At 67.5% G+C, this 17,623-nt stretch carries 14 protein-coding genes; 7 read left to right on the top strand and 7 right to left on the bottom strand.

Annotated elements, in window-relative coordinates:
* Window position 1 precedes the first annotated feature (1 nt).
* From senB to ACTG4K_RS03205, 3 genes are all read left to right on the top strand, one after another.
* Window positions 2-979, top strand: a complete 978-nt coding sequence (gene senB / locus ACTG4K_RS03215; protein ID WP_439112758.1) for a selenoneine biosynthesis selenosugar synthase SenB — start codon at window positions 2-4, stop codon at window positions 977-979.
* Between the two features lie 45 nt (window positions 980-1,024).
* Window positions 1,025-1,720: a haloacid dehalogenase type II gene (locus tag ACTG4K_RS03210; RefSeq protein ID WP_439112757.1), complete on the top strand. Its 696-nt coding sequence runs from the start codon at window positions 1,025-1,027 to the stop codon at window positions 1,718-1,720.
* 107 nt (window positions 1,721-1,827) lie between these two features.
* Window positions 1,828-2,286: a rhodanese-like domain-containing protein gene (locus tag ACTG4K_RS03205; protein ID WP_439112756.1), complete on the top strand. Its 459-nt coding sequence runs from the start codon at window positions 1,828-1,830 to the stop codon at window positions 2,284-2,286.
* Window positions 2,287-2,300: 14 nt separating this feature from the next.
* On the opposite strand, the gene ACTG4K_RS03200 is transcribed toward ACTG4K_RS03205, so the two are convergent.
* The 3 genes from ACTG4K_RS03200 to ACTG4K_RS03190 are packed head-to-tail and all read right to left on the bottom strand — an operon-like array spanning window position 2,301 to window position 6,068.
* Complete coding sequence (locus ACTG4K_RS03200; protein WP_439112755.1) at window positions 2,301-3,050, bottom strand: DUF3047 domain-containing protein; 750 nt, start codon at window positions 3,048-3,050, stop codon at window positions 2,301-2,303.
* A 2-nt stretch (window positions 3,051-3,052) separates the two neighbouring features.
* A complete protein-coding gene (locus tag ACTG4K_RS03195; RefSeq protein ID WP_439112754.1) occupies window positions 3,053-3,862 on the bottom strand; it encodes a DUF547 domain-containing protein in 810 nt (269 codons plus the stop codon).
* A gap of 43 nt (window positions 3,863-3,905) precedes the next feature.
* Window positions 3,906-6,068 (bottom strand): FAD-dependent oxidoreductase, encoded by a 2,163-nt coding sequence (locus ACTG4K_RS03190; protein ID WP_439112753.1) that lies wholly within the window; start codon window positions 6,066-6,068, stop codon window positions 3,906-3,908.
* Between the two features lie 90 nt (window positions 6,069-6,158).
* On the opposite strand from ACTG4K_RS03190, the gene ACTG4K_RS03185 reads away from it, so the two are divergent.
* The 4 genes from ACTG4K_RS03185 (at window position 6,159) to ACTG4K_RS03170 (ending at window position 12,911) form a co-directional block, all read left to right on the top strand.
* Window positions 6,159-7,262 carry a hypothetical protein gene (locus ACTG4K_RS03185; protein ID WP_439112752.1) on the top strand — a complete coding sequence of 368 codons (1,104 nt, stop codon included), beginning with the start codon at window positions 6,159-6,161 and terminating at the stop codon, window positions 7,260-7,262.
* Window positions 7,259-8,572 carry a TIGR04283 family arsenosugar biosynthesis glycosyltransferase gene (locus ACTG4K_RS03180; protein ID WP_439112751.1) on the top strand — a complete coding sequence of 438 codons (1,314 nt, stop codon included), beginning with the start codon at window positions 7,259-7,261 and terminating at the stop codon, window positions 8,570-8,572. The genes ACTG4K_RS03185 and ACTG4K_RS03180 overlap by 4 nt, the downstream gene beginning before the upstream one ends.
* A gap of 124 nt (window positions 8,573-8,696) precedes the next feature.
* Entirely contained in the window at window positions 8,697-11,450 is a 2,754-nt protein-coding gene (locus tag ACTG4K_RS03175; protein WP_439112750.1) for a cation-translocating P-type ATPase, read from the top strand.
* Window positions 11,451-11,546: 96 nt separating this feature from the next.
* Window positions 11,547-12,911 carry an MATE family efflux transporter gene (locus ACTG4K_RS03170; protein WP_439112749.1) on the top strand — a complete coding sequence of 455 codons (1,365 nt, stop codon included), beginning with the start codon at window positions 11,547-11,549 and terminating at the stop codon, window positions 12,909-12,911.
* A gap of 557 nt (window positions 12,912-13,468) precedes the next feature.
* On the opposite strand, the gene ACTG4K_RS03165 is transcribed toward ACTG4K_RS03170, so the two are convergent.
* The 4 genes from ACTG4K_RS03165 to ACTG4K_RS03150 are packed head-to-tail and all read right to left on the bottom strand — an operon-like array spanning window position 13,469 to window position 17,601.
* Window positions 13,469-14,074, bottom strand: coding sequence for a CDP-alcohol phosphatidyltransferase family protein (locus ACTG4K_RS03165; RefSeq protein WP_439112748.1), 606 nt, complete (start codon window positions 14,072-14,074; stop codon window positions 13,469-13,471).
* A gap of 7 nt (window positions 14,075-14,081) precedes the next feature.
* Window positions 14,082-14,738: an ATP-binding cassette domain-containing protein gene (locus ACTG4K_RS03160; RefSeq protein ID WP_439112747.1), complete on the bottom strand. Its 657-nt coding sequence runs from the start codon at window positions 14,736-14,738 to the stop codon at window positions 14,082-14,084.
* Window positions 14,735-16,387, bottom strand: a complete 1,653-nt coding sequence (locus ACTG4K_RS03155) for an ABC transporter permease (protein WP_439112746.1) — start codon at window positions 16,385-16,387, stop codon at window positions 14,735-14,737. The genes ACTG4K_RS03160 and ACTG4K_RS03155 overlap by 4 nt, the downstream gene beginning before the upstream one ends.
* Window positions 16,384-17,601, bottom strand: coding sequence for an ABC transporter substrate-binding protein (locus ACTG4K_RS03150; RefSeq protein WP_439112745.1), 1,218 nt, complete (start codon window positions 17,599-17,601; stop codon window positions 16,384-16,386). Before ACTG4K_RS03150 ends, ACTG4K_RS03155 begins: the two co-directional genes overlap by 4 nt.
* Window positions 17,602-17,623 lie beyond the last annotated feature (22 nt).

Here is a 17,623-nt window from a genome sequence, read left to right as displayed (position 1 = left end):
CATGAAAAAACCTTCGCTTTGTATCGTCACGCCGGCGCTGGCCGACGCCAACAACGGCAACTGGCAAACCGCCCGCCGCTGGGCGCACATGCTGTCGGGGCATTATCGGGTTCGGCTGTGCAAACAGTGGCCCGATGCGCTGGAAGAGGGCGAGACCGATCTGTTGTTGGCCCTGCACGCGCGCCGCTCGGCTGCTTCGGTGGCCGCCTGGGCACAGGCCTGTCCCGGCAAGCCGCTGGTGCTGGCGCTCACTGGCACCGATCTCTACCGCGACATTGCCACCGACGCCAGTGCCCAGCAGTCGCTGGCCTTGGCGCACCGCCTGATCGTGTTGCAAGAGCAAGGCCCGCAAGAACTGCCCGAAGCGCTGCGCAGCCAGTGCCGCGTGGTGTTTCAGTCCAGCACGGCGCGCCAGACGCTGCCCAAAACCTGCAGCCACCTGCGCGTGGTGATGGTGGGCCATCTGCGTGAAGAAAAGTCGCCGCAGACGCTGTTTGAAGCGGCGCGCCTGATACAGCCCGACGAAGGCATTTTGATTGACCACGTGGGCCACGCGCTCGACCCCGCGCTGGGCGAAGCCGCCCGCCAAACCATGCACGACTGCCCGCACTACCGCTGGCTGGGTGGCTTGTCGCACGCCGCCACGCGCGCGCGCATCCAGCGCGCCCACCTGCTGGTGCACCCCAGCCGCATGGAAGGCGGCGCCCACGTGATCATGGAAGCGGTGTTGTGCGGCACGCCGGTGCTGGCCTCGCGCGTGGCGGGCAATGTGGGCATGCTGGGCACGGGATACGCTGGCTACTTTGCCCCCGGCGATGCGGCCGACCTGGTGGCCCTGCTGCGCCGCTGCCGCGGTGAGCTGACACAGAGAAGCGGCACGCTCGTGGCGCTGCAGGCCCAGTGCGCCAGCCGGGCGCCGCTGTTTTCGCCCCAGGCCGAGCGGGCTGCACTGCTGGCGGTGCTGGCCGAGCTTGTTTGACTTGTACCTCTCCCCCCCCATTGCCTGTCCAGATGGAGTCCACCCATGCACACACCGCACGTACTGGCCTTTGACATTTTTGGCACCGTGGTCGATTGGCACGGCAGCGTCCAACGCGAGGTGCAGGCGCTGTACCCGGCGGTGGACGCCGGCGCCTTCGCGCTCGCCTGGCGCGCGGGCTACCAGCCGGCCATGGCGCGGGTGCGATCGGGTGAGCTGGGCTGGACGCGCATCGACGCACTGCACCGCCTCATATTGGACGGCCTGTTGCCCCGCTTTGGCCTGGACCACCTGGGTGAGACCGAGCGCCAGCACCTCAACCGCGTTTGGCACCGGCTGGACCCCTGGCCCGACACGGTGCAGGGGCTCACGCGACTCAAGACGCGCTTCACCCTATGCACGCTGTCCAACGGCAACATCGGCCTGCTGACCAACATGGCCAAACGCGCCGGGCTGCCGTGGGACTGCATCTTGTCCGCCGAGGTGTTTCGCGCCTACAAGCCCGACCCCCGCACCTACCTCGGTGTGGCACAAACGTTTGATGTGGCGCCCGCCGACGTGATGCTGGTGGCTGCCCACCAGGACGACCTGGCGGCGGCCCGCGCCTGCGGCCTGGCCACGGCCTACATTGAACGCCCGTTCGAATTCGGCGCTGCGCAGCCCAAAGACGTGTCGCCCGACCCGGCCAACACGCTGCATGCCCGCGATCTGCTGCACCTGGCCGATTTGCTGGGCTGCTGAGCTGTGCCGCGCGGCCATGCGGGAAAGCGACTAGATTAAAAAATCATTGCACGCTTATATTCTGGGCTTCGTGGCGCTGCCAGTGCCACCCGCATGGAGTCCTGAACATGAACCGTTTTTTGAAAACCGCCCTGGCTGCCGTGGTCCTGGCCGCTGCGTCGTGGGCCCAGGCCGACAACAAAGCCATCGCCGTCGACGAGATGGAGGCTTACCTGGAGTTTGTGGACTACGGCGGCGGCGTGATCTTTGCTGAGCAGATCCCGGCCGACGAGTGGAAAAAGATGATCGTCATCGACGCGCGCGACGCCAGCCAGTTTGCCAAGGGCCACATTCCCGGCGCCATCAACCTGGACTGGCGCCAGGTGCTGGCCAAGCGCAACACCATCCCGAAAGACAAACCGGTGCTCATTTACTGCAACACCGGTTCGCTCTCGGCCCAGGCCGGTTTCGCCATGCGCGTGGCGGGCTGGGACAACCTGCGCATCTTGCAGGGTGGCATGGAAGAGTGGAAGGCCAAGGGCGGGTTTGACGCTGCGGCCAAGGCCACGGCCCCGGCCAAGCACTGAACGGCTGAGCGCTTTCAGGGCGCCACGGCCAGCCAGCGCAAACCGTCGACCCAGCCGGTGCTGCGGCTGGCGGTGTTGTCGCTGTCCGCGCCGATCAGCACCGTGCCCACGCGGGGCGGGGGTGCGCCTGCGGGCAGTTCGTCGCCAAACAGTGTGGCGAAGTCTTGAGCCACGTCGCGGGTTTCGGTGGCCCACTGGCCCAGTGCGGCGCCCTGGCCTTGCAGGCTGATGAAGCGCACGCGCCGGGTGTAGGGGTTGGCGCCTTGCAGGCCCGCCGGGGTGGCGCTGTCCCACACATAGCACAGCGTGGCCGCTGGCAAGGCTTCGCCGCTCACGCTGCGGGCCAGGCGCAACACCGTGCGCTCCACAAACGGCACGCGCTCCAGCGGGTGGTCAAACATCACGCAGACCTTGAGCGCGGCGTCGTCGCCGGCCTTGGTGCGCAGGTCGGGCGAGGCCTTGCCGCCGCTCAGCGGCTGGTCGAGCCGCCAGCGCCATTGCAGGCGCCCAGGCGCAGCGCCTGGGGTGTCGTGCACCAGCGTGCCGTAAGACGACGCGGTGCTCACTTTGAGCGCGGCTTGGCCATCTGCGCTGGCGGCTTCGAAGCGGGTGGCGGGCAGATCGGCGTGTTTTTTCGGGAAACCTACAAAACGCCAGGCCGGGTTGAGCGTGCCGTCGGCCTTCAACAGCGGCGGCAGGGGCGGCGGTGTTTCGGCACCCACGGCCAAGGGGAACAGGGCGCACAGCGCCAGCCAGTGGCGCATGTTCACCGCCCGGTGTCGTTCAAAGACCAGTCGTAGTCGAGGTAGCCCACGCGCAGCGTTTTGGCTTTCAGCGCGGCCTGCTCAGCGGGTTGGTCGCTCAGCAGTTCAGCGTATCGTGCCCACACGTCTTCCACCTGCTTGAAGCCGCCGTGGCCTTTTTCAAAGTCTTCCTTGAACCACTTGAAGATGCTGCTTACTTCCACCTTGTCGCCACGCACGCGGTTGCGTGTGCGGTCGCCCATGAAGCGGCGCATGCCGTCTTCGAGCTGGGCTTCCAGCTTCTCGGCGGTGAAGGCCTCGTCGCGCAGCGCCGGGCAGCCGATGCTGGCGCAATTGACGGCGGCGTGGATGCGCGGCTCGTTGTAGCGCGGGCGCAGCTGCTCGTGTTCGATCCAGTCCAGGTGGCGCTCTTCGCCCAGCAGGGTGAAGAACTTCTTTTTCCAGGCCGACTGCACGAAAGAGCCCAGCTCTTTGATGGACTTGAGGTTGGGGTACTGGGTGAGGATCAGCTCGACGGTGAAGGCGTTGTAGGCATTGATCAAGAACGCCATCTGCTGTGGCCGGCTCCAGCCGTCGAAGCTGGCTTGGGGCACGGCGCTCAACATGCCCAGTACGGCTTTGAGCGCGGCGCGGTCGGCGGCAAAGCCCTTGTAGTTGGCGCGCGACTGCTTGCCGTCGGGCAGCCAGCGCACGTGTTTTTTCAGCAAGGCCTCCCAAGCGGCGTAGCGGTGGTCAAAGGCGGTTTGCGCCTGGACCGCCAGCGGCACGACGGTGGTGGCCATCAGGGCGATGAAGTGGCGGCGTGTGGTCATGGTGTGTGGACTCCGTTGAGGTGGGCGGGGTCCAACCGCTGGCTCAACCGCGTTTCCAGTCGTGGAACTTCTTCACCCAGGCCAGCAACTGGTGCGGCTGGTGGGCGCGCTTCCATTCGCCGGCCACGTATTTGTTGGCCTCGGCCAGCGTCGGGTAGGTGTGGATCGTGCCCAGGATCTTGTTCAGACCCAGGCCGTGCTTCATGGCCAGCACGTACTCGGCCAGCAGGTCGCCCGCGTGCGTGCCGACAATGGTCACGCCCAGGATCTTGTCTTTGCCCGGCACGGTGAGCACCTTCACGAAGCCGTGGGCCTCGCTGTCGGCCATCGCGCGGTCCAGGTCGTCAATGCCGTACTTCGTGACCTCGTAGGGAATGTTCTTTTCCTTCGCTTCCTGTTCGTTCAGGCCCACGCGCGCCACTTCGGGGTCGATGAAGGTGGCCCAGGGGATCACCGAGTAGTCGGCCTTGAACTTCTTGAAGTCGCCAAACAGCGCGTTCACCGCGGCATACCAGGCCTGGTGCGCCGCCACATGGGTGAACTGGTAGGGCCCGGCCACGTCGCCGGCGGCGTAAATGTTGGGGTAAATCGTCTGCAGGTACTCGTTGGTTTCGACCGTGCGGTTGGTCGGAATGCCCAGGTCTTCCAGGCCGTAGCCGGTCAGCCGCGCCACGCGGCCCACGGCGCACAGCAGCTGGTCAAACGCAATGCGCTTCTCGGCGCCGCCGTGTTCCACCACCAAGGTCTTCTCGCCATCCACCAGCGCGCAGCGCAGCGCCTTGTGGCCGGTCAGCACCGCCACACCATCGGCTTCCAGCGAGGCCTTGGCCAGCGCCGACACCTCTTCGTCTTCCCGCACCATGATGCGCGCGCCCATTTCCACCTGCGTCACCTGCGAGCCCAGGCGGGCAAAGCTTTGCGCCAGTTCCGAGCCGATGGGCCCGCCGCCCAGCACCACCAGGCGTTTCGGTACGTCATCCAGCTTGGCAAATTCGTCCCACAGCGTGTCGCTGGTGACGTAGCCCACGTCGTCGAGCCCCGGCAGCGGCGGCACGAAAGGGCGTGCGCCTGCGGCGATCACGATGCTGCGCGCGGTCAGGCGTTGCGTGCCGCCGCTGTTCAGCGCGATCTCCACCGTCCACGGGTTCACCAGCTTGGCGTAGCCCTGCAGCACCTCCACGCCCAGGCCGGTGTAGCGCTCCACGCTGTCGTGCGGCTCGATGGCGGCGATCACGTCGTGGATGCGCTGCATCACCGCCTTGAAGCTGAAGGTGGGTGTGGTGTCCGAGAGGCCGTAGTTCGCACCATGACGCATCTGGTGTGCCAGCTTGGCGCTCTTGATCAGCGCCTTGCTCGGCACGCAGCCGTAGTTCAGGCAGTCGCCGCCCATCTTGTGCGCTTCGATCAGCGTCACTTTGGCCTTGACGGCGGCGGCGATGTAGGCCGAGACCAGGCCGCCCGCGCCCGCACCGATCACGATCAGGTTGCGGTCGAACTTCGCGGGCCGCACGCTGGCCCACTTTGCGTACACCTTGCGTTTCTGCACCGCCTCGACGATCTTGCGCGCGATCAGCGGGAACAAGCCCAGCAGCACAAAGCTGCCCAGCAAGCCGGGGCTCAAAATGCCTTGCAGCGAGTCCAGCTGGCCCAGCTGCGTGCCGGCGTTCACATACACGGCGGTGCCGGCCAGCATGCCCACCTGGCTCACCCAGTAGTACGTCCAGGTCTTCATCTTGGTCAGGCCCATCAGCAGGTTGATGACGAAGAACGGCACCACCGGAATCAGGCGCAGCGTGAAGAGGTAAAAGGCGCCGTCTTTCTGTATGCCTCTGTCCACATCAGCCAGGCGCTGGCCAAAGCGGCTCTGTACCGAGTCGCGCAGCAAAAAGCGCGCGGTTAAAAAAGCCAGTGTGGCGCCCACGCTGGACGCAAACGACACCAGCAGCAAACCCCATCCCAGGCCAAAGATGGCGCCGCCAGCCAGCGTGACAATGACCGCGCCTGGCAGCGACAGCGCGGTGACCGCCACATAGACCAGAAAGAAACCCAGCGCCAGCTGCAGCGGCTGCTGTTCGCGCAGGGCTGCCAAGCTGGCTTGGCTTTCTTTTAAGAACGCCAGACTGAAATAGCGGTCCAGCCCCAACGCAAAGAAAGCCACGATGCCCAGCAGCACCGCGATGAGGAGTAAGACTTTGCGGAGATTCAAGACTGTTCCTTGTTGGTTCTGTTGCGTGTGAGTCGCAGCAGGCCGCCCATTCTTACACTCGGACCCTGCCGACCCACCGCCCCCAAACCCATGAACCCCACGGATGCCTCCGACAACGCGCTTGCGCCTTCGCGGTCAGACCGGACGCAAGCCCTGTGCACCGCCTTGCGCGCAGCCCTGGCCGGCGCACACCACCCGGGCGCCCAGCAGCCGCTGGAGCCCCTGCCCGACAAAGGGTTGGCCCACGACCATGTGCGCCTGGTGGGCAGCGGGTTGCTGGCACGCATACCCAAGCAAAGCCAGATGGGGCTGGGCGCTGCCCACAACCTGGCCTACCAGCGCGCATGTTTTGACCGCGCAGCCCGAAGCGGCCACACCCCATCACTGCACGGCTGGCTGGCGCCCAGCGTCCAGCTGCCGCGCGGTGCCTTGCTGGTGGACGAGGTGGTGGGCCGACCCGCCCGCTTGCCGGACGACCTGCCCGCCATTGCGCTCAGCCTGGCATCGTTGCACGCTCTGGCGCTGCCCAGCCTGGCCGACGGAGCGCCGTTGCTGTGGGCGCCCGACCCGCTGCGGGCCTTGCATGACGAGATTGGCGCCCAGGCCCGTTATCTGCCTGCGGCTTGCGTGGCGCCCGAGGTGGCGCACGCGGTGGCGCAGCAACTGCAGCAGCTCAAAGCCCGGTGCGCAGCGCCCGAGCGCCCGCCGCGCCGCCTGGTGGCGTTTGACGCCCATCCCGGAAACTTCATCGTGCGTGACGACGGCCGCGCCGTGCTGGTGGACCTGGAAAAATGCCGCTACAGCTACCCCGGGCTCGACCTGGCCCACGCTACGCTCTACACCTCGACCACCTGGGATGTGGACACCCACGCCGTGCTCAACGTCCACGCCGTGGCCGGCTTTTACCGCGACTGGACCGCTGCCGCCGGGCCTGCCGCCCAGGGTGCTGCCGCGTGGCATGTGCCGCTGCGCAGCGCCATGGCCTTGTGGTCGCTCACCTGGTGCGCCAAGTGGCGCGTGCTTTCGGATGAATCCGCGCGAAAGGGGGGCGACGGCGAAGACTGGTCGGTCCAGCACAGCCAGGCCCAGCTGGTGCGCCATGTGCGCGAGCGGGTCGACCACTACCTCAGCCCCTGTGTGGTACAGCGTCTGTTGCACGAACTGAGCGCGCTGAGCGAAGCGCTGTGCCCATGAAGCTGGCCGTGGTGGTTCCGGTGCTCAACGAAGCCGCCGCTTTGCGGCCACGGCTGCTGGCGCTGGCACCGCTGCGCGCACGCGGGGTCTGGGTGGTGGTGGTCGATGGCGGCAGCACCGACTCCACCTGCGCCGTGGCCCAGCCCCTGGCCGACACTGTGCTGAGCGCACCCCGCGGACGCGCGTCGCAAATGAACGCCGGGGCTGTGGCAGCGTCGCGTGCCGGGGCCGATGTGCTGCTGTTTCTGCACGCCGACACCCAGCTGCCGCCCGATGCCGACCGACTCATTGAAACCGCGTTGAGCGCTGGCGCTGCCTGGGGGCGGTTTGACGTGCGCATTGACGGCGCCCACCCCTTGCTGCCCATGGTGGCGGCGTTCATGAACGGGCGCTCGCGCCTCAGTGGCATCGCCACCGGTGACCAGGCCCTGTTTGTGCGACGGCGCGTGTTTGAGTCGCTGGGTGGCTTTGCGCCCCTGCCGCTCATGGAGGACATCGAGCTCAGCGCCCGGCTCAAGCGCTGCTCGCCGCCGGCCTGCGTGGCCGAGCGCGCCACTACCGCTGGCCGGCGTTGGGACCAGCATGGCCTGTGGCGCACCGTGGTGCTCATGTGGCGCCTGCGCGCTGCCTATGCCGCCGGAGCCGACCCACACGCCCTGGCCTTGCGCTACGGCTACACGCCGCGCGCTCCGGCCGCGGTGGCTGTGGTCGCCAAGGCGCCGGTGCCCGGCCTGGCCAAAACGCGGCTGATACCGCTGCTGGGTGCCGCCGGTGCCGCCCGTGCCCAGCGCGCCTTTGCCCTGCAAACCCTGGCCACCGTGCGCGCGGCCAGCACCGGCCCGCTCACGCTGTGGTGTGCGCCCGATACCCGCCACCGTTTCTTTCGCGCGCTGCGCGAGCGCCATGGCGTGGTGTGCTCGCCGCAGCCCCCTGGTGATCTGGGCCAGCGCATGGCTGCCGCCATGGCTGCGCACTTTGCGGCGCACCCCCACATGCCCTGGCTGGTGGTGGGCACCGACTGCCCGGCGCTCACGCCTGCTCACCTGCAGCAGGCCGCCGATGCTCTGCAAACGCACGACGCCGTGGTGGTCCCGGCCGAAGACGGCGGCTATGTGCTGCTGGGCCTGCGGAGCCCACTGGCCTGCGTGTTTGAACGCATCGACTGGAGCACCGAGCGCGTGCTGGCACAGACCCTGGAGCGTTTGCATGAAGCAGGCGCCAGCTGCACCGAGCTGCCCACCCTGTGGGACGTGGACGAGCCAGCCGACTGGCTGCGGCTGCAGGCCCACCGCAGCCGTTCGGGCACTTGAGCTTCGTCAACAGGGCGAACGATCGGGCAGACCCGGTGCACGGCTGTGCGCGGGCCTGGGTTAAGGTGGAGACGGGTAGGCTCGCAAAGCCCTGCCCACCCACTTGTTTTACGTCGACCGAGCCATGGCCTCTCCTCATTCCACGACCGAAGCATCCCGCAGCCCACACAACACACCGGCTTGGCACACGCTCAGTACGTCCGGTGTGCTCGCCCAGCTGGGCGCCGAGGCCGGTGGCCTGAGCAGCACGCAGGTGCAGGAACGCCTGCAGCGTTTTGGCCCCAACCAGCTGGAGGCTGAAGCCAGCGTGCCCCTGTGGCGGCGTGTGGCGGCGCAGTTTCACAACCTGCTCATTTATGTGTTGCTGGCGGCGTCGTTCACCACTGCGGCCATTGGCCACTGGCTGGACGCGTTCGTCATTTTGGCCGTGGTGCTGCTCAACGTGACCATTGGGGTGCTGCAGGAGGGCAAGGCCGAAAAGGCCTTGCAGGCCATCCGGCATTTGCTGGCGCCCCATGCCATGGTGTTGCGCGATGGCCGCTTGATCGAGGTTGACGCCGCCGACCTGGTGCCCGGCGACGTGGTGCAACTGGCCTCGGGGGACCGTGTGGCGGCCGACGTGCGCCTGCTGCGCAGCCACAACCTGCGGGTGGACGAGGCGGCGCTCACGGGCGAGTCGGTGCCGGTGGACAAGGCGCTGGACCCGGTGGCTGGCGCTGCGGCACTGGGTGACCGCCTGTGCATGGCCTATGCCGGCACCATGGTCACCCAGGGCCAGGCCAGCGCGGTGGTGGTGGACACCGGCGCACGCACCGAAATGGGCCGCATCGGCCGTCTGCTGGCTTCGGTGGAGCAAACCACCACGCCGCTGGTGCGCAACATGGCCCAGCTGTCCCGCTGGATCACCGTGGCCATCTTGCTGGCCGCTGGCGCGCTGTTTGCCTTTGGCACTTTCGTACGCGGCATGCCCGCCAGCGACATGTTCATGACCGCGGTGGGCCTGGCCGTGGCCGCCATTCCCGAAGGTCTGCCCGCGATCCTGACCATCACCCTGGCCATCGGCGTGCAGCGCATGGCGGGGCGCCACGCCGTGGTGCGCCGCCTGCCGGCGGTGGAAACGCTGGGCTCGGTGACGGTGATCTGTTCCGACAAGACCGGCACCCTCACCCGCAACGAGATGACGGTGCAGCAAGTGGTGATGGCGGAGCAGGTGATCGAGGTCGGTGGCGCGGGGTATGCGCCAGAGGGTGCCTTGGTCCGCGACGCCCATGCATTGCAGCCCGCCGAGCTGTTCCGGGAAGCGCCGGCCCTGTTGGCGCTGGCCGAGGCGGCGGCTTTGTGCAACGACGCGAGCCTGCACAAGGAGGCCGGGCAATGGCAGCTGGTGGGCGACCCGACCGAAGGCGCGCTGCTGACCTTGGCCATGAAAGCCGGCATTGAGCCAGGCGAGCTGGCGCGGGAGCGGCCCCGCACCGGCGCCATTCCTTTTGAGTCAGAGCACCGTTACATGGCCACCGCGCACGCGGCCATGCCAGAGGCTGGCCCTGGGCAAGACGTGTTCATCAAGGGAGCGCCCGAGCGTTTGTTGGGCATGTGCGCCCATCAGCTCGGTGCCGACGGCCAGACCCAGGACCTGAACGAAGCCCACTGGCAGCAGGCCATTGATGTTCAGGCTCGCGCGGGGCGCCGCGTGCTCGCGCTGGCGCGTGGCCACATGGGCCGCCAAACCACGCTGGACAGCCACACACACCTGCAAGGCCTCACGCTGCTGGGACTGGTGGGCATCATCGACCCGCCGCGCGAAGAAGCCGTGGCGGCCGTGGCCCAGTGCCGGGCGGCGGGCATGCGGGTCAAGATGATCACCGGCGACCACGGTGTGACCGCCAGCGCCATTGCGGGCCAGCTGGGCATGGGCGAGGCCCTGCGCGCTATCACCGGGCCAGAGATTGAAAACATGGACGAAGCCGCCTTGCGCCAGGCGGTGAGCGAGGTCGATGTGTTTGCCCGCGCCAGCCCCGAACACAAGCTGCGGCTGGTGCGCGCCCTACAGGCCAATGGCGAGGTGGTGGCCATGACGGGCGACGGCGTGAACGACGCACCGGCGCTGAAGCAGGCCGACGTGGGCGTGGCCATGGGGCGCAAAGGCACCGAAGCGGCCAAGCAGGCCGGCGCGATTGTGCTGGCCGACGACAACTTCGCCTCCATCGCGCACGCGGTTGAAGAGGGGCGAACGGTGTACGACAACCTACGCAAGACCGTCACCTTCCTGCTGCCCATCAACGGCGGCGAATCGCTCTCGCTGCTGGCGGCGGTGTTGTTGGGCCTGGCGCTGCCCATTTTGCCGGCGCAGATTTTGTGGGTGAACATGGTGAGCTCGATCGCGCTGGCTATGGTGCTGGCTTTCGAGCCGACCGAGCCCGGCGTGATGCAACGACCACCCCGCGGCGCGCACGAGCCCATGCTCTCGCCGTTCGTGATCTGGCGCATCGCCTTCGTGTCGCTCCTGTTTCTCATCGGCATCTTCGGTTTGTACCGCTGGGCGCTGTCGCAAGGTGCCGATGTGGAAACCGCGCGCACGGTGGCGGTCAATGCGCTGGTGGCGATGGAGGTGTTTTACCTGTTCAGCGTGCGCTACCTTCGGGCGCCTTCCTTCACCTTGAAGGGGGTTCAGGGCACACCGCGCGTGCTGCTGGCGGTGGCGGGCGTGGTGCTGCTGCAAACCCTGTTCACCTACGCGCCGTTCATGCAAACCCTGTTTTCCACCCGCGCGCTGGGGCTGACGCAGTTGCTTATGTGCACCGCTGCCGGCGTGGTGGTGCTGGTGGTGCTGGAGCTGGAGAAAGCCTTGTTGCGCCAGCGCCAGGCGGCCAGGCCTTGATCGGCCGCCAGGCGCCGGTACAGTCCAGGGTTTTCATCGTTGCATCTGTACGGCGCCGTGGCCCTTTGGGGTGGCGCCTTTTTTTCTGTCTTCGTGATGACCCCCCATTTTCTGAAAGCGCGCACCGAGCTGCGCGCCATTGCCCTCATTGCCTTGCCCGTCATCACTGCGCAGCTGCTGCAGATGGGCATGGGCGTGGCCGACACGGTGATGGCAGGGCGTATCAGCCCTCTGGCCCTCGCGGCGGTGGCCATGGGCTCGGCCATGTGGTTTTTCACCTTCATCGCTGGCCTGGGCCTCATGCTGGCGCTCACGCCCATCATGGCCCACCACGTCGGCGCCAACCGCCACCACCTCATCGGTGAAGAATGGCGGCAGGGCCTCTGGCTGGCGCTGGGGCTGTCGCTGGTGCAAATCGCCACGCTGTTTGCGCTGGCGCTGCTCATGCCGCACCTGGGCATTGCGCCCGAGATCGTGAGCGAAACGCGCCGCTACCTGTTGTGGGTCGGCTGGAGCTTGCCGTTCACCTGCCTCTACCTGGTGCCGCGTTTTCTCAACGAGTCCATGGGCCACACCATGCCGATGCTGTGGACCCAGCTGCTGATGCTGCCACTCAACGTGCTCGGTAACTACGTGTTCATGTACGGCCATTTCGGCTGGCCCGCCATGGGCGGGGCCGGCGCGGCGCTGTCCACCGGCATCGCCCAGGCCCTCGGCTGCCTGGCGCTGTTCGCCTACACCCTGCGTGCCCCGCGCTACGCCGCCCACCGGCTGCGCCCGACCTGGACCCGACCCGACGGTGCGCACATCGCCCGAACCGTGCGCCTGGGCCTGCCCATTTCCATTGGCATGGCCATGGAGTCCGGCATGTTCACCGCCACCGCGCTGCTCATGGGCCGCTTCGGCGTAGACGCGGTGGCTGGCCACCAGATCGCCATCAACATCGCCTCCATCGCCTTCATGGTTCCCTTGGGCATCTCCATTGCGCTCACGGTGCGGGTGGGCCAGGCGCTGGGCGCTGGCGACCCGCTCGCCGCGCGCTACCGCGGCCGCCTGGGCATTGCCCTGTGCAGCGGCTTCATGGCCTTCTCTGCCTGCGTGCTCTGGGGCGCCAATGAATTCCTGGCCGGCCTCTACACCGCCAATGCGCAGGTGATGGCGGTGGCCGCGAAGTTTCTGGTGTTCGCGGCCGTCTTCCAGCTGGTCGACGGCCTGCAGGTGGGGGCCATGGGTGTGCTGCGCGGCTACAAAGACACGAAAGTGCCCATGCTCATCACCGTGTTTTGCTACTGGGTGATCGGCATGGGCCTGAGCCTGGGCCTCGGTGTTTTCGGCCCGCTGGGCCCGGTCGGCCTGTGGGTGGGCTTGGTCGGTGGGCTGGCGGTAGCGGCCGTGGTGCTCAGCGCGCGCTTCTGGCGGTTGACCCGGGTCGTGCCCCAGGGCGCGCTGTCGCACTCCTGAACACCCCTGCGGTCGCCCAATGCGCGCCGAGGAGCTTGCTAACAGCTCCCCAATTCCAGTCGCGCATGGGCTCGGCAGCCGTCACTGCCTGGCCGGCCGAGCGGCGCAGCAGCTGCCGCTTCGGCATGCCCACACCAGCAAGTCGGCGTTGGGCAGCCAGCCCAGGCCAAACGGATGCTCGGACCAGAGACGCAGCGCTGCCCGCGCATCGCCTCCCAGTCCTAACGACCAGACTTGGTGGGCATAAAAAGCGCTGAACCAGAAGAGGCCCTCGTGTCAGCGAGGTCCTTCGCAGAAGTAGCGCTTGGCGGCCAGTGGGATGGGCGCGTGCGTTGTCATCGACTGTCTCCTGTGTCGGTGGGTCTTTTGAGCCGCATGGCTGATCCGGGCGGCTGGAGACCATCGTGCGCGATGCGACACACGCCATCCGTCGAGCGGGTGATACCCCCAGGTTTGTCCGTGGCGTTGGGTGTGGGCGCACCTTCCGACGTGGGTGTGAGGCAGCACGTGTCTTGGTGCCCCACGCTGGACGGATTCGGTGGAGCGGCCAGAGACCTTTACCCAAACCGCTGCCACCCCCACACGATGCGCATCGCGATCGTGATGCCGCACAGCACCGCAAACCCGTAAGCGATGAGCGGGAACGCGGCTGGCCAGAGGCACATGGCAGCGAAGGCGGCGATGGTCTCGGTCGCTTCGGTGAGCCCGCCCAGGAAGTAGAAGCTTTTGTCGGGGAAGGCGGTGGAGGCGACCTGGTGTTTTTCGGCTATCACCGCGAAGGCCAAGAAGCTGCTGCCGGTGCCAATGAAGGCGGCCAGCAGCACGGCAGCGGGCAGGGCGTTCTGGGCGGGGTTGGCGACAGCGAATGCGAGCGGAATGGCCGCGTAAAACAGAAAGTCCAGGGTGATGTCCAGGAACCCGCCGCGGTCGGTGGGCTGGGTGGCCCGGGCCACGGCGCCGTCCAGCCCGTCCATCAGGCGCGAGGTGAGCAGCAGCACCAGGCCCAACACATATGCCTGTAAGGCGATCGCCACGGCGGCGGCCATGCCGATCACGAAGCCGGTGAGGGTGACAGCGTCGGCGCCGACGCCCAGACGCACCAACCCCTGCGCCACGCGGTTGAGCACGGGTTTGATGGCGGTCTGGATGGCGCGATCGAGCATGGCTTATTCAGGTTGCGTTATGGGTGGGCAGTTCCAGCACCCGTGCGGGGTCGGCCACGTCGGCTGCGTCGTGGGTGACGAGCACGGCGGGGATGTTCTGCGCGCGGATGTGCTCAAACACAAAGGCGCGAAACTGGTCGCGCAGCGTGGCGTCAAGTTTGGAAAAAGGCTCGTCCAGCAGCAAGGCTTTGGGTTGCGCCAGCAAGGCGCGCATGAGCGCCACACGGGCACGCTGCCCGCCCGAGAGCGTGGCCGGGTCGCGCTCGCCGTAGCCTTGCAGCCCGGCTTCGGTCAGCGCTTGCTGCACCTGGGCCAGGCGCTGGGCGCGCGGGCCGGGCGGCACGGCGAACAGCAGGTTTTCTGCGACCGTCAGGTGGGCGAACAACAGGGCGTCTTGAAACAGCAGGCCCACGCCGCGTTGCGCGGTCGGCCGCTGGCCGATCTCTTCACCGTTGAGCCGCACGCTGGCCTGGGCGTGCAGTGCCTGGGCGCCTTCGGCCACGCTGCCCAGGGTGCCTGCTATGGCTGCCAGCACCGAACTCTTGCCACAGCCGCTGGGGCCCATGAGCGTGAGGATGTGACCCGCCGGCACCTCAAAGCGCAGCGCTTGCAACAGCACACGCGGCGCACTGCCAAGTTGGGTGATGTGAACCTGAAGCGTCATGGGTGTGCGGGTTTGAAACGGCGGGGAGTGCCCAGCCAGGCGGCCAGCGCAAAGGCCAGCACGGGCAGCAGAAACTGCAGCCCAGCGTAGGCGCTGGTGAGCGAGCGCTGCCCGCCGGCCGCCAGGTTAACGGCTTCGGTGGTGACGCTGCTGAAACGCCCGGCCCCAATGTAGAGCGTGGGCAGGTACTGCGCCACGCTCACGGCAAAGCCCACCGCCGCACTGGCAGCCAGCGCACGGCGCAGCAGCGGCCATTTGATGCGCCACAAAAAATGCCAGGGACCGTGGCCCAGGCTGGCGTTGAGCTGGGCGTAGCGCGCATCAAAACCCAGGTAGGCGGGGCTCAGCGCCAGCAGCACATAAGGCAACACCATGTAGGTGTGCGCCAGCAGCAAACCCAGCCACTGGCCTTCCAGCCGCCACTGCAGCGCCAGGCTGTACAAGCCCACCACCCACAGCACGGCGGGCAGCACCAGCGGCAGGTAGAGCACCGGGCGCAGGGCGGTGTCCCAGCGGCGCGGTGCCAGTTCCAGCCAGGCCACGCTCCAGGCCAGCGCCAGCGCGGCCGAAGCCAGCGCCAGGCCCAGGGTGGTGCCCACGGTGCTGCGGCTGTCCCACACGCGGTGCCAGGCTTGCCAGGTGACGGTTTCGGGCCAGACGCTGGGGAACGGCCACACGCCGGCGACGCTGCCCACGGCCAGCGCGAGCAGCACGGCGCCGTAAAGGCCGGCCAGCAGCAGGTAGCTGGCGGGCAGACCCGCAGATGGTTGAGCGCTCGCAGGCATGGACGCAACACCGCGCTGGCCGTTCAGCCGCCGGCCGCCCCGCCGGTGCAGGCGCTGAAAGCCCCGCCACAGCAGCGCCGCCCCCAGCAGGGCCAGCGTCAGCACGCCGCCGGCCGCAGCGCCTTGCGCGTTTACCGCCAGGTCGGCGTCTTGCAGCCACTGCCAGGCCAGCACCGCCAGCGTGGGCGGCGAGGCTGGACCAATGACCAGCGCCATGTCGACTACCGTGAGGCCATAGGCCAGCACCGCGAGCAGCGGCCACCACAGGCGCGCGCTCAGCTGTGGCCACACCACACGCCAAAATGCCCGCTGCGGGCTGTAGCCCAGCGTCTGGGCCAACGCGTGCTCGCTGCGCCAGCGCTGGCGCAGGTCGTCGCGCTGCAGCTGGGTGGCTGCAGTCCAAAGCAAAAACGGAACCTCTTTGGCGGTGAGCGCTGCAATGAGCCCCAGGCCCCAGGGGTCTTGCGTGGTGGCCCAGGGCGGGGGAAATTCAAACGCGGTGAGCCAGGGCGACAGCGCCCGCAGCAGCCAGCCGCTGGGGGCCAGCAAAAACACCAGCCCAATGGCGAAGGCTGCGTGCGGCGTGGCCAGCATCACCGGCAGGCCCCGCAGCAGCCGACCCAGCGACTGGCGCACAAAGCCCTGCGCCAGCAACGCCGCCGACAGCCACCACGCCAGCGCGGTAGACGCCAACCCGGTCCACAGCGTGAGGCCCAGGGCGCTCAGCCATGGCGGCTCATGCCAGAGTGCGCGCCAGGCCGTGGCATCGAGCAGCGCGCCCAGCGCCAGCGCTGCTGTGGTCAGCAGCGGCCCACCCGCAAGCAGCAGCAGGGTGGTTGCCCAGAACAAACGAATGGCCGTCACAGGTACCTTTTGGCCCACTCCTTCTCCACCGGCTCTACCCAGGCCGCGTGCGGCTCGGGCAGGGTCGGCGCTGGCTTGGCCACTTGGCCCGGCAGCGGCTGGCTGGGGAACAGCGCGCGCTCGGCGGCGGGCAGCTTGGACAGGTCGAGCACGGTCGGGTCGCCCCAGTGCCGGATGTCGGCCTTGCGCGCCTGCGCCTTGGCAGACAGCAGGAAGTTGGCCACCACCTGGGCGCCGGCGGCTGCCTGCGCGTTGTACGGGATGGCCACAAAGTGCGTGTTGCCAATGGTGCCCTTGGCGAACTGCCAGCTGGTCACCGTGGCCGGCAAGCGCTTGGCCGCGATTTCGTTGGCCGGTTCGTTGGGGTTGAAGGTGAGCGCCAGCAGCAGTTCGCCGTCGGCCATCATCTGCCGGATGGCGGTCGGGCTTTGTGGAAACTGCTTGCCGCCGCGCCACAGGTGTGGGTGCAGGGCGTCCAGAAACTGCCACAGCGGAGCGGTGACTTTGGCGAAGTCGGTGTCTGCAGGTGGCTTGGCCAACACGCTGGCATCGGCCACATGTTCCAGCAGCGCCTGCTTGACAAACGTGGTACCGGTGAAGTCCGGCAGGCGCGGGTAGCTGATGCGCCCGGGCTGGCGGCGCGCCAAAGCCAGCAATTCGGCCATGCTTTGCGGTGGCTGTGGCAGGCGCTTGCTGTCGGCAAACAAGGTGAATTGCGCCATGCCCCAGGGCGACTCTTGCCCGTCGGTGGGCACCGAGAAGTCGTTCAAGGTGGTGGGTTTGCCCACCGTGTCCACGTATTTGAAATTTGGCAGCGCGTCAGCCCACGGGGCCAGCAGCAGACTGTCGCGCTTCATGGCGGCAAAGTTTTCACCGTTGATCCACACCAGGTCCACGGTACCGCCGCCGGCCTGGCGGCCAGCGGCCTTTTCGGCCCGCACACGCTTGACCACGTCGGCGGTGTCGGTGATCTTCACGTGCTCCAGCTTGATTCCATAAGCGGTTTGCACTTCAGCCGCTACCCACTGCAGGTAGGCATTGGTGGTTTCGCTGCCGGCCCAGGCGTTGAAATACACGGTTTGGCCGCGCGCGGCTTTTTCCAGGTTGGTCCAAGCAGTGGCGGGTGATTGCGCCCAGGCGGGTGTGATGGCTGCACCCGTGGCGCTGCCAGCGATCGTCAGGATTTCGCGTCGGGACAGACTGAAGGTTGTCAATGGGGTCTCCAAAAAAACGGTT

Source organism: Hydrogenophaga sp. (assembly GCF_965657535.1).
Taxonomy (GTDB): Bacteria; Pseudomonadota; Gammaproteobacteria; order Burkholderiales; family Burkholderiaceae_C; genus Hydrogenophaga.
Note: the sequence above shows the minus strand (reverse complement) of the source record. Positions and strands in the feature narration are given on the sequence as shown.